Source organism: Kitasatospora sp. NPDC007106 (assembly GCF_040634455.1).
GTDB lineage: Bacteria > Actinomycetota > Actinomycetes > Streptomycetales > Streptomycetaceae > Kitasatospora > Kitasatospora arboriphila.
In genome coordinates this window covers 1-12,084 of sequence record NZ_JBEYFP010000139.1, presented here as the reverse complement: position 1 = coordinate 12,084, position 12,084 = coordinate 1, and the positions used below count along the sequence as shown (strand labels likewise).

The 12,084-nt window shown below is 73.9% G+C and carries 9 protein-coding genes; 6 read left to right on the top strand and 3 right to left on the bottom strand.

Going from position 1 to position 12,084, the window contains the following annotated elements:
• Positions 1-784 (bottom strand): protoporphyrinogen oxidase (hemG, locus tag ABZ641_RS14670; protein WP_359981902.1); only part of this gene is annotated, 784 nt, incomplete at its 3' end.
• Between the two features lie 244 nt (positions 785-1,028).
• On the opposite strand from hemG, the gene ABZ641_RS14665 reads away from it, so the two are divergent.
• On the top strand, positions 1,029-2,123 hold the full coding sequence (locus ABZ641_RS14665) for a DUF4349 domain-containing protein (protein ID WP_359981899.1): 1,095 nt from the start codon (positions 1,029-1,031) through the stop codon (positions 2,121-2,123).
• Positions 2,124-2,162: 39 nt separating this feature from the next.
• Here ABZ641_RS14665 and hemE read toward each other — a convergent pair whose 3' ends face one another.
• Positions 2,163-3,209: a uroporphyrinogen decarboxylase gene (hemE, locus tag ABZ641_RS14660; RefSeq protein WP_344625733.1), complete on the bottom strand. Its 1,047-nt coding sequence runs from the start codon at positions 3,207-3,209 to the stop codon at positions 2,163-2,165.
• A gap of 199 nt (positions 3,210-3,408) precedes the next feature.
• Here hemE and ABZ641_RS14655 point away from each other — a divergent pair, with 199 nt between their 5' ends.
• From ABZ641_RS14655 to ABZ641_RS14635, 5 genes are all read left to right on the top strand, one after another.
• Positions 3,409-4,059, top strand: coding sequence for a DUF3000 domain-containing protein (locus ABZ641_RS14655; RefSeq protein WP_344625725.1), 651 nt, complete (start codon positions 3,409-3,411; stop codon positions 4,057-4,059).
• A gap of 378 nt (positions 4,060-4,437) precedes the next feature.
• Positions 4,438-5,163 carry a response regulator transcription factor gene (locus ABZ641_RS14650; protein WP_359981895.1) on the top strand — a complete coding sequence of 242 codons (726 nt, stop codon included), beginning with the start codon at positions 4,438-4,440 and terminating at the stop codon, positions 5,161-5,163.
• Between the two features lie 244 nt (positions 5,164-5,407).
• Positions 5,408-6,643 carry a ribonuclease D gene (locus tag ABZ641_RS14645; RefSeq protein ID WP_344625723.1) on the top strand — a complete coding sequence of 412 codons (1,236 nt, stop codon included), beginning with the start codon at positions 5,408-5,410 and terminating at the stop codon, positions 6,641-6,643.
• Between the two features lie 362 nt (positions 6,644-7,005).
• Complete coding sequence (locus ABZ641_RS14640; RefSeq protein ID WP_344625722.1) at positions 7,006-8,223, top strand: acetyl-CoA C-acyltransferase; 1,218 nt, start codon at positions 7,006-7,008, stop codon at positions 8,221-8,223.
• A 2-nt stretch (positions 8,224-8,225) separates the two neighbouring features.
• The gene (locus ABZ641_RS14635; RefSeq protein ID WP_344625721.1) at positions 8,226-10,352 is read left to right on the top strand and encodes a 3-hydroxyacyl-CoA dehydrogenase NAD-binding domain-containing protein; all 2,127 of its coding nucleotides are present in this window, start codon (positions 8,226-8,228) and stop codon (positions 10,350-10,352) included.
• Positions 10,353-10,464: 112 nt separating this feature from the next.
• On the opposite strand, the gene ABZ641_RS14630 is transcribed toward ABZ641_RS14635, so the two are convergent.
• A complete protein-coding gene (locus tag ABZ641_RS14630) occupies positions 10,465-11,979 on the bottom strand; it encodes a glycosyltransferase family 39 protein (protein ID WP_344625720.1) in 1,515 nt (504 codons plus the stop codon).
• Positions 11,980-12,084: the final 105 nt, after the last annotated feature.

The following is a 12,084-nucleotide window of genomic DNA, read 5'->3' as shown; positions in this document are numbered from 1 at the left end:
GCAGCAGCTCGCCGCCGACGGCCACCCGCCAGCCCTCGGGGGTGCGGCGCAGTGCGTCGACGGGGCTCGCGGTGCGCAGGTCGGCGCCGGCGCGGCGCAGGTGGGCCGCGGCGGCCTCCGGCAGGGTGCCGAGTCCGCCGCGGATGCCCTGGAAGACCGGGCCGGCGTCGGGGCGGGCCCGGCCGACGAGCTCGTGCACGCCGTCGACCAGGGTGCCGCCGCTCCGGGCGAGCGGGAGCAGCTGCGGGACGGCGGCGCGCAGCGAGATCTCGTCGGCGTGGCCGGCGTAGACGCCGCCGAGCAGCGGTTCGACGAGCCGGTCCACGACCTCGCGGCCGAGCCGGGCGGAGACGTAGGCGCCGATCGCGACGTCCTCGCCGACGCTGGTCGGGCGCTCGTGGCGGGCGCGGTCCAGGCCGTCGGCGGAGAGGACCTCGGTGGCGGCCAGCGCGTCGAGGTCGCCGGGCACGCCCATCAGCTGGCCGCCGGGCAGCGGGCGCAGGGCGCCGCGGGTCCAGATGGCGGCCTTGGCGCCGGTGGGCGGCTCCAGTTCGTCGGCGAGGCCGACGGCGCGGGCCAGCTCCACCGCTTCGGGGCGGCGGGCGAGCATCGACTCGGCGCCGAGGTCGACCCGGACGCCGCCGACCTCGCCCGCCATCAGCTTGCCGCCGAAGCGCTCGGACGCCTCCAGCACGGTGACCCGGTGCGGGCCGTCGGTCAGGAACACCGCTGCGGCGAGTCCGGCGATGCCGCCGCCGATCACCACGACATGAGGTTCTGCCATGTCCCGCAGTCTTGCACTCCTTAACCCCCGGGCCGGGGGTGCCCCGCTCGGCCGCGGCCGGTCCGTCCCGGCCGGACTGTCGGCGGCCCGTCAACTCCGCTTCCCCGCAAGGGCGGTGTACACCGGGGCGAGGCCGGACCGTGACCCGTTCGGGACCGCCGGGACGGGTCCGGACGGGCCGCGGGCGCGTCCAATGGTGCGACCGGCGCGGAAGGCCGCGCGGAGGGACCAGGGGAGGACGGACATGGGGCGCACGGACACGGGACGCGCGGGCAGACGGGTGCTGGCGGGCACCGCGCTGGCGGCGGTGCTGCTGCTGAGCGGCTGCGGTGCGGAGGGCGGCGGCCGTTCCTCCTCGGACGCCGCGGCACCCGCCCGGGCGGCGGCGCCGAAGGCCGAGCCGACCGCGGGCGGGGGCGCGGCCGGGGCGGGGGCGGCGGACCGGCCGGCCGGGCAGCCGACCGCGGCGGGCACCGGCAACCCGTCCGGCGCCCCGGCCCAGAACGCCGCCGACCACCGCTACATCGCCTACTCCGGCCGTCTGGTGCTGCAGTTGAAGGCCGACGACAAGGGCGGCACGGCGGAGGCGGTCCGCCGGACGGCCACGGACACCGGCGGCTACGTCGGCAGCGAGTCGCTCTCCGACAGCGGCGGCGCGGAGGCCGGGCGGCTGGTGCTGCGGGTGCCCTCGGCCCGCTACCAGCAGGCGATGGACCGGCTGGCCGGCCTCGGCACGGTGGCCTCCCGCAGCAGCGACGCGGACGACCTCACCGAGCAGGTGGTGGACACCGAGAGCCGGCTGAAGACCCAGCAGGCGTCGGTGGACCGGGTGCGGGCACTGCTCGCGGACGCGAAGTCGCTCTCCGAGGTGGTGTCGCTGGAGAGCGAGCTGACCCGCCGGGAGGCGGACCTGGAGTCGCTGAAGCAGCGCCTGCAGGAGCTGGGTTCGCAGACCTCGCTCTCCACGATCACGGTCGAGCTGCGCCGGGCCGCCGATGTGCCGGTGGCGGAGGAGAAGCCGGAGCGGGGGCTGTGGTCGGCGGTCGGGCACGCGTTCGCGGGCGGCTGGCACGCCCTGCTGCTGCTGGTGCGCGGGCTGCTGGTGGCGCTGGCCGCGCTGGCGCCGTTCCTGGCGGTGCTGGCCCCGGCGGCCTGGCTGCTGCGGCGCGGTCTGAAGCGGCGGGCGGCGTCCCGGCCCGCACGTCCGGCGCCGCCGGTGCCGGTCTGGGGAGTGCCGCGGCAGGCCGGTGCGCCCGTCCAGGCGCCCGGGCAGCCGCAGGCCCCGGCGGCGGCCGAGCCGAAGCCGTCGGCCGGTCCGCAGCAGGCGGACGGGGAGTGACGGGGCGGCGGGGCCGGGAGACCGGCCCCGCCCGTCCGGTCAGCGGGCGCTGGCCTCGTGCACGAAGGCGACCAGGCGGGTCAGCGCGTCCGGGTCCATGGTCGGCATGACGCCGTGTCCGAGGTTGAAGATGTGGCCGCTGTCGCCGAGCGCGGCGGCGGCGTGCAGCACCTCGCGGGCCTTGGTCTCGACGACGTGGGTGGGGGCGTAGAGCACGGCCGGGTCGAGGTTGCCCTGCAGGCCCTTGTCCGGGCCGACCCGGTCGGCGGCGACGTTCAGCGGCACCCGCCAGTCGACGCCGACCACGTCCGCGCCGGCCTGGCCCATCAGTCCGAGCAGTTCGCCGGTGCCGACGCCGAAGTGGATCCGCGGCACGCCGTAGTCGGCGACCGCCTCGAAGACCTTGGTGCTGGCGGGCATCACCGAGCGGCGGTAGTCGTCCGGGGCGAGCGCGCCGACCCAGGAGTCGAAGAGCTGCACGGCGGAGGCGCCGGCCTCGATCTGGATCTTCAGGAAGGCGGAGGTGATCGCGGCCAGCCGGTCGACCAGGCCCGCCCAGAGCTCGGGCGCGCCGTACATCATGGCCTTGGTCTTCTCGTGGCTCTTCGACGGGCCGCCCTCGACCAGGTAGCTGGCCAGCGTGAAGGGGGCACCGGCGAAGCCGATCAGCGGGGTGGTGCCGAGCTCGTCGACGAGCAGGCCGACGGCCTCGGTGATGTAGGGCATGTCGTCCGGCTCCAGCGGGCGCAGCCGCTGCAGGTCCTCGACCGTGCGGATCGGGTCGGCGATCACCGGGCCGACGCCGGGCTTGATGTCCACGTCGATGCCGACGGCCTTGAGCGGCACCACGATGTCGCTGAAGAAGATCGCCGCGTCCACCCCGTGCCGGCGGACCGGCTGCAGCGTGATCTCCTTGACCAGCTCGGGCCGCATGCAGGAGTCGAGCATCGGGATGCCCTCGCGCACCTTCAGGTACTCCGGCAGCGAGCGGCCGGCCTGCCGCATGAACCAGACGGGGGTGTGCGGCACCGGCTCGCGGCGGGCGGCGCGCAGGAAGACGGAGTCGTACGCGGCGCCGCGGCGCACGGTGGACTGCGGGTCGGTCTGGGCTGCGGGGCTCGCCGCGGGTGTCTCGCTCACGGGTCAAATCTTCGCACGCGCCGTGCGCGCGGCGGCCCCGGGCGCCTCGTAGGTTCGTCCGAGATGTCCGACCTGTGGCGCTACGGCGCGCCGCACCGCGGGAAGTTGCTCGGATTGGGGCCGCGGGCGACCTAGGCTTCCCTCCATGGCAGCGGTCGGCGGACACCCCGCACAAGGTGGCGGAACGGACAAGGAGGCGGCGCCGATCGAGTTCCGCCGTGCGGTCGAGGCGCTCGCGGGCGCCCGGCTCCGGCCCGAGGTGCAGCTCTCCCCCGCGCCGGCGCCCCGACGGCTGGCACCGTTCGCGTGGGCGGTGACCGCCACGGTCGAGGTGGACGGCGACGAGCTCGCGGACGGCCGACTGGTGCTGCTGCACGACCCCGCCGGGCAGTCCGCCTGGAACGGCGACTTCCGGGTCGTCACCATGACCCGTGCCGAGCTGGAGCCGGAGATCGCCGGCGACCCGATGCTCGGCGAGGTCGGCTGGGCCTGGCTGATGGACGCGCTGCAGGCGCACGGCGCCGGCTACGGGGAGCCCGGCGGCACGGTGACCCGCTGCGCCTCGCACTACTTCGGCGCGCTGGCCGAACGCCCTGCGTCGACCGAGATCGAGGTGCGGGCGTCCTGGACGCCGGCCGACAAGCGGTTCGAGCGCCACCTGGCCGCCTGGGGCGACCTGCTGTGCATCTGCGCCGGCCTGCCGCCGACCGCGGGGGCGCCGATGCCGCTGCCGGACGCCCCGTCACTCGGCGGCGTGGTGCCGATGCCCGCCCGGCGCCGGCCGCGCCCGCACTGAGCCCCGCGCCGGGCCCTGCACCAAGCCGAGCCCCGCCGGGCCCGCCCGCCCCGGGCCGCTGCCCTTCCGGGGGACGCCCCGGACGGTCCGGTGCAGTGCCACTCCCAGGGCTGATGGAGTGTGACTTCCGTCCCGGTCTATGTCAATTACCCGGCTGAAATTGATCATTTCGATCCGGTTGCGATCGAATCCGTACGATTCCAGGGCATGTCGTATCAGTCACCTGCGCGATTTGTCCGTATTGTTACTCACTAGATCGTGATCTTTCGCTAAAGCCGGGCACGGATGATGCCGAAGGTGTCAGTGACCCTTTCCGAACGCGGAACACTCCGACCGCCCCCATCGGGGTTCCGTCCGCCACTCCCCACAGGAGGCCTGGTGTCGGTCCTTCTCGAGCACCCCGCAAACGTGGTCGCGTACCGTCCGACGAAGCCCACCGCCATGGTGGTCATCGCCGACCCGCGCGTCCGAAACACCGTCACCCGGCACCTGTGGGCCCTGGGTGTGCGCGACGTGATCGAGGTCTCCTCGATCGCCGAGGCACGCCCGCGGGTCGCCACCCCGCGCGACATCTGCATCGCCGACGTGCACCTCCCGGACGGCTCCGGGCTGACCATCCTGGCCGAGACCCGCGCCGCGGGCTGGCCCAACGGCCTCGCGCTCTCCGCGGCCGACGACATCGGGGCCGTGCGCTCCGCGCTCGCCGGCGGCGTCAAGGGCTACGTGGTCACCGGCACCCGCACCAACCTCGCCATGCCCGGCCGGCCCGGCCTGCCGCTCGGCGCCGCCCACCTGGCGGGCCGGATGCGCCGTCCCGGCATGCCGGGAGTCCCCGGCGCCCCCGGAGCGGCGGGCACGCCCGGAGCCCCCGGTGCGCCGGGCGCCCCCGGTGCGCAGCCCACCGCGTACCGGGAGCTGTCGGGCCGCGAGGTCGAGGTGCTGAGGCTGGTGGCGGAGGGCCAGTCCAACAAGGCGATCGGCGTGGCGATGGGCCTGTCCGCACTGACCGTCAAGAGCCACCTCGCGCGGATCGCCCGCAAGCTGGGCACCGGCGACCGGGCCGGCATGGTCGCGGTCGCGCTGCGCACCGGCATCATCCACTGACGACCGGACCGGCCCGGCCCCCGCGCGGGCCGGCTCCGGCGCAACCGTCCGGCGGAGGCCCGGAGGAACGTTTCCTCCGGGCCTCCGCCCGGTCCGAGACCGGTGATCGGCCGATCCGGACCAGGTCGGCTCACCCGTCCGGGGACTGATGGCCGACCGGCTACGGGCCGGGGGCATATGTCCGAACGCAGTCTGACCAGTCCGACAACACTCCCGGCCCCGTACGCCGTCGTACCCTTGGGGGGTGACCGACGCCGTAGCAGCCATCCCAGAAGAGACAGCCCCGGTCCCGCTCCTCGAACCGCGGGAGGGGCTGCCACCCGTCGTCGCCGACGAGCAGGCGCTCGCCGCCGCGGTAGCGGCCTTCGCCGCCGGGCGGGGCCCGGTCGCCGTCGACGCCGAGCGAGCCTCCGGCTACCGCTACGGCCAGCGGGCCTACCTCATCCAGCTCCGCCGGGCCGGCGCGGGCACCGCGCTGATCGACCCGATCGCCTGCCCGGACCTGCACGCCCTCGGCACGGCCCTCGCCGACGCCGAATGGGTGGTGCACGCCGCCACCCAGGACCTGCCCTGCCTCGGCGAGGTCGGCATGCGCCCGCGGACGCTGTTCGACACCGAGCTGGCCGGGCGGCTCGCCGGCTTCCCCCGGGTGGGCCTCGGCCCGATGACCGAGAACGTCCTCGGCCTCTCCCTGGCCAAGGAGCACTCGGCCGTCGACTGGTCCACCCGCCCGCTGCCCGAGCCCTGGCTGCGCTACGCCGCTCTGGACGTCGAGGTGCTGGTCGAGCTGCGCGACGCACTCGAGCAGGAGCTGGACGCCCAGGGCAAGCTCGACTGGGCGCTGCAGGAGTTCGCGGCGCTCGCCGCGGCACCGCTGCCCAGCCCTCGGGTCGACCCCTGGCGGCGCACCTCCCAGCTGCACAAGGTCCGGCGGCGCCGCCAGCTCGCCGCCGTCCGCGAGCTCTGGCAGACCCGCGACCGGATGGCCCGCGAGCGGGACGTCTCCCCCGGCCGGGTGCTGCCCGACGCCGCCATCGTCAACGCCGCCCTCGCCATGCCCACCAACGCCGCCGGCCTGGTCGCCGTCCAGGGCTTCGGCCCCCGGGTGAACCGCCGCCAGGTCGAGCAGTGGCTCGCCGCGCTGCAGCGGGCCCGCGAACTGCCCGAGTCGCAGCTGCCGGCCGCCACGGCACCGCACGATGGACCGCCGCCGCCGCGGGCGTGGGCCGAGAAGGACCCGGTGGCGGCGGCACGGCTCAGTGCGGCGCGGGCCGCGGTGACGGCGATGGCCGAGGAGAAGCACCTGCCGGCGGAGAACCTGATCACGCCGGACCTCGTGCGGCGGGTCTGCTGGGAGCCTCCGGCGGTGTCCGACGCCGACAACATCGCCGCCTCGCTGCGCCGGCTCGGCGCCCGCCAGTGGCAGACCGACCTGGTCGCCCCGGCCCTCGCGACCGCCTTCGACCAGGCCGCGAGCTAGGGCGCAGCCCGGAATCCCGGGACGACCCATCAGGGGCGCGGGGGACTGCGCGAGACGGGAGAGGACCACCCGCAGCCGGGTGACCCCGGACGGTGCAACCGACCGTCCGGAGCCACAGGTCGGGCGAGCGCCTTCCGTCCCGCGCAGTTCCCCGCGCCCCTGTTCCCGCTTCGCCGCACGTGGACCCGCGCCGCCGTTCCCGCTTGTCCCGGCGTGTGTGCTGGGGGACACACCCCGTCCGGTGGGTGTGGCCCCTGGGCAAGTTAGTTACCGACGGGTAGCATGGCTCTGAAGCAGCGCCGCTCCACCCGTGAGCCGTGCGGACTGCGCTTAACGTCATGTCCCCTGGGAGGAGAGCCCCCGTGCCTCGTACCGCGAGGGACGTCGTCTTCGTCGACGGCGTCCGCACCCCGTTCGGCAAGGCAGGCCCGAAGGGCATCTACCACGAGACCCGCGCGGACGACCTGGTCGTCAAGTGCATCCGTGAGCTGGTGCGCCGCAACCCGAACCTGCCCGTCGAGCGCATCGACGAGGTCGCCGTCGCCGCGACCACGCAGATCGGCGACCAGGGCCTGACCATCGGCCGCACCGCGGGCCTGCTCGCCGGTCTGCCGCAGTCCGTCCCGGGCTACGCGATCGACCGCATGTGCGCCGGTGCGATGACCGCCGTCACCACCACCGCGGGCGGCATCGCCTTCGGCGCGTACGACATCGCCGTCGCCGGCGGCGTCGAGCACATGGGCCGTCACCCGATGGGCGAGGGCGTGGACCCGAACCCGCGCTTCGTGTCGGAGAAGCTGGTCGACGAGTCCGCCCTGTTCATGGGCATGACCGCGGAGAACCTGCACGACCGCCTGCCGCACATCACCAAGGAGCGCTGCGACGCCTACGCCGTGCGCTCCCAGGAGAAGGCCGCCAAGGCGTACGCCAACGGCGACATCCAGCCGGACCTGGTGCCGATCGCGATCCGCAACACCAACCCCGAGGTCGGCGAGACCGGCTGGGGCCTGGCGACGACGGACGAGCCGATGCGCCCCGGCACCACCATGGAGTCGCTGGCGAACCTCAAGACCCCGTTCCGCCCGCACGGCAACATCACCGCGGGCAACGCGGCCGGCCTGAACGACGGCGCCACCGCCTCGCTGCTGGCCGCCGAGGACGTCGCCGAGGAGCTCGGCCTGCCGATCAAGATGCGCCTGGTCTCCTTCGCCTACGCCGGCGTGGAGCCCGAGGTCATGGGCATCGGCCCCGTCCCGGCGACGCAGAAGGCACTGGCCAAGGCCGGTCTGACCATCGACGACATCGGCGCCTTCGAGATCAACGAGGCCTTCGCCGTCCAGGTCCTCTCGCTGCTCGACCACTACGGCATCGCCGACGACGACGAGCGCGTCAACCCGTACGGCGGCGCGATCGCCTACGGCCACCCGCTGGCCTCCACCGGCGTCCGCCTGATGACCCAGCTGGCGCGCCGCTTCGAGCAGCGCCCCGACATCCGCTACGGCCTGACCACCATGTGCATCGGCTTCGGCATGGGCGGCACGGTCATCTGGGAGAACCCGCACTTCGAGGGGAACAAGTGACCGTGAGCACCACCGAGCTGCTGAAGCGCGCCGCCGAGCTGTTCCCCGGCGAGGTCGTCACCACCGCGCACGTGCGTCACCTGGACCTGCCCAAGCAGGCCGGCAAGCTGGCGCTGATCACCCTGGACAACGGCTTCGACCACACCAAGCCGACCACCTTCGGCCCGGGCTCGCTCGCGAAGCTCTCCGAGGCGCTGGACCAGGTCGAGGCCGAGGCCGCCGAGGGCGGGATCGCCGCCGTGGCGATCACCGGCAAGCCGTTCATCTTCGCGGTCGGCGCCGACCTCAAGGGTGTCGAGGTGCTCAAGGAGCACGGCGACGCGCTGGCCATCGGCAAGGGCGGCCACGACGTCTTCAAGCGGATCGCCGCGCTGCCCGTCCCCTCCTTCGCCTACTACAACGGCGCGGCGATGGGCGGCGGCGTCGAGGTCGGCCTGCACTGCACCTACCGCACCGTGAGCTCCGGCATCCCGGCGTTCTCGCTGCCGGAGGTCTTCCTGGGCCTCGTCCCGGGCTGGGGCGGCTGCACGATCCTGCCGAACCTGATCGGCCCGGCGAAGGCCGTCAAGGTCATCGTCGAGAACTCGATGAGCCAGAACAAGCAGCTCAAGGGCAAGGAGGTGTTCGAGCTCGGCATCGCGGACGCGATCTTCGAGCCGGCCGACTTCCTGGAGCAGTCGCTGCACTGGACGGCCTCCGTGCTCACCGGCGAGACCGCCGTCGAGCGCGAGGAGATCGACCGCGGCAAGGCCTGGGACGACGCCGTCGCCTGGGGACGCCTGGTCGCCGACGCCAAGGTGCACGGCGCCGCGCCGGCCGCCTACAAGGCGCTCGACATCATCCAGCAGGTCAAGGACCAGGACCTGCAGGCCGGCTTCGACGCCGAGGACGTGGCGCTGGCCGACCTGATCATGGGCGGCGAGCTGCGCAGCGGCATCTACGCCTTCAACCTGGTGCAGCGCCGTGCCAAGCGCCCCTTCGGTGCGCCGGACAAGTCGCTGGCCCGCCCGGTCAACAAGGTCGGCGTCGTCGGCGCGGGCCTGATGGCCTCGCAGCTGGCGCTGCTGTTCGCCCGCCGCCTGGAGGTGCCGGTCGTGCTGACCGACATCGACCAGGAGCGCATCGACAAGGGCGTGGGCTACGTCCACGCCGAGGTCGACAAGCTGCTGGCCAAGGGCCGGATCAACGGCGACAAGGCCAACAAGCTCAAGGGCCTGGTCTCCGGCCACCTGGACAAGGCGGTCGCCTTCGGTGACGCGGACTTCGTGATCGAGGCCGTGTTCGAGGAGATGGGCGTCAAGCAGAACGTCTTCGCCGAGCTGGAGGCCGTGGTCTCGCCGACCACCATCCTGGCGACCAACACCTCCTCGCTGTCGGTCACCGAGATGGCCTCGAAGCTGGAGCACCCGGAGCGGGTCGTCGGCTTCCACTTCTTCAACCCGGTCGCGATCCTCCCGCTGCTGGAGATCGTCCGCGCGGAGAAGACCGACGACGCCTCGCTGGCCACCGCCTTCGGTGTCGCCCGGAAGCTGAAGAAGACGGCCGTCCTGACCAAGGACGCCCCGGCGTTCGTGGTGAACCGGATCCTGCTCCGCTTCATGGACGCGATCCAGGGCGCCATCGACGAGGGCACCCCGATCGAGACCATCGAGAAGGCCGTGCTGCCGCTCGGCCTGCCGATGTCCCCGATCGTGCTGCTGGAGCTGGTCGGCCCGGCCATCGCCCTGCACGTGTCGGAGACCCTGCACGGCGCCTTCCCGGAGCGGTTCACCGTCTCCGAGAACCTCGGCAAGCTCGTCAAGGCCGGCAAGCGCGGCTTCTACGTCTGGCAGGACGGCCAGCAGGTCCTCGACCCCGAGGTCCTGGAGCTGCTGACCTTCGGCGACACCGTGCTGACCGAGGAGCAGGTCCTCGCCCGCGCCCTGGAGGCCGTGGCGCAGGAGATCGGCCTGATGCTGGACGAGGGCGTCGTCGGCGAGGCGCAGGACATCGACCTGTGCATGATCACCGGCGCCGGCTGGCCCTTCCACCTGGGCGGCATCACGCCGTACCTGGACCGCGAGGGCGTCTCGGAGCGCGTGAACGGCAAGCGCTTCCTCGCCCCGGGCGTGGCCTCCGTCCCGGCCTGAGCCCCGTAGCGACACGAAGGCCCCCGCCACCCGGCGGGGGCCTTTCGCATGTCCGGAGCCGCCCTGGAGGCGCCCTGGAGCCGTCCTGAGGCCGTCTCCGGAGCCTGCGGGGCTACTTCTTCTTGAGCCGGTAGATGACGGTGTCGCCGGTGACGCCGACGACCTCGTAGTGGGTGTCGAGGAGGCTCTCGATGCGGGGGATCAGCAGCGGCTGGTAGGGGGCGGTGCCGGAGTCGTCGACGACGATCTCGGGCAGGCCCTTGGCGGCGAGCTCCTCGTCGAAGGTCTGCCAGGCCTCGCTGACGCTGTACTGCTCGCCGACCTTCTGGCCGTCCTTGCCGCCGCTGAAGTTGGTGAGGAACCCGGCGGTCAGGTAACGGCTGGCGGGGCGGCGGTCGGCCAGCCAGTACAGCTCGGGGTGCATGCCCCAGACCAGGACGGTGTCCTTGGGCGTGGTCTGCTTGGCGACCGCGGTGGCCACCTCGGTGGTCTGGGTGAGCTTCTGGCCCGGCCAGAACACCGCGAGGCCCCAGAAGAAGGTGCAGGCGACCGCCGAGTAGGTGAGCACCGGCCGCCAGCGCACCGCCGAGGTGGAGACCGCGCCGACGCCGAGCAGCACCAGCGGCGGCATCAGCTGCAGGTAGTAGTGGCCGAAGAAGTGGAAGCCCACGCTGACCGCGACCGCCGACGAGAGCAGCCACACCCACAGGTCGGTGGTGGAGCCGTGCTCCTCCCCCGCCCCGGGGACGGCGCGGCGGCCGCGCCGCAGCCACAGCCGGTACCCGATCGGCACCACGAAGCCGAGGCCGGCGGCGAGCAGGATCGCGGAGTTGCCGAGCGCCCGGCCGGTCATCTGCAGCCAGGCGCCGCCGAGCGAGGCGTAGTCGCCGCTGCCGGTGACCACCCAGAACAGGAAGCCCTTGGGCTTGGTGAGGATCAGCGCGACCAGCGCTATCGGCAGCGCGAACCCGAAGCCGATCGCGGCCAGCACGGGGGGCCAGCGCACCCCGCGCCGGCGGGCGTCCTGCAGCAGCATCCACAGCACCGGCAGCAGCACGGCGCCGCCGGTCTGCTTGGTCAGCGAGCAGAGCGCCACCGCGATGCCCGCGGCCAGCCAGCGGCGCCGCTCGGCGTACCGGAAGGCGGCGACCATGGCCGGCAGCATGAAGACCTCGAAGGTCGCCGCCTGGGTGTCCTCCGGCGACAGGCCGATGGACAGCAGCAGGTAGAGCACGCCGGCCGCGCCGCCCGCCCGGTTGCCCCAGCGCCCGCGGGCGACGGAGGCCAGCAGGACGGCGGTGGCCAGGTGGGCGACGATCGCCAGGCTGCGCAGCGGCCAGAGCGAGCCGGAGCCGAACAGCGCGAAGCAGGCCTGGTAGAGCCAGGGCAGCAGCGGGGGCTTGCGGTCGACGACGGTGTCGTAGAGCACCCCGCCGTCGGCCAGCATGCGGGCCTGGGTGGCGAGGTAGCCCTCGTCGGGGCTCCACACCGGCCGCAGGAAGGACGGGACGTGGGTGGCCACCGCGAGCAGGGCCAGCACCGGCACCAGCCTCGTCCAGTAGCCCGTCCGGACCTGCTCGCGGAGGCGGGCGGTCACGGCGGGGCGGCTGGAGGTCGGTGTGGGCACGGGTGACAACCTACCGGGCGCCCGTGTCGGCGGGCGCGCTGGTCCCGTGATCGCGCCCGATACGTCCGGTTCCGGGCGCGCCGGAGCCCCGGGCGCGGCTGCGCC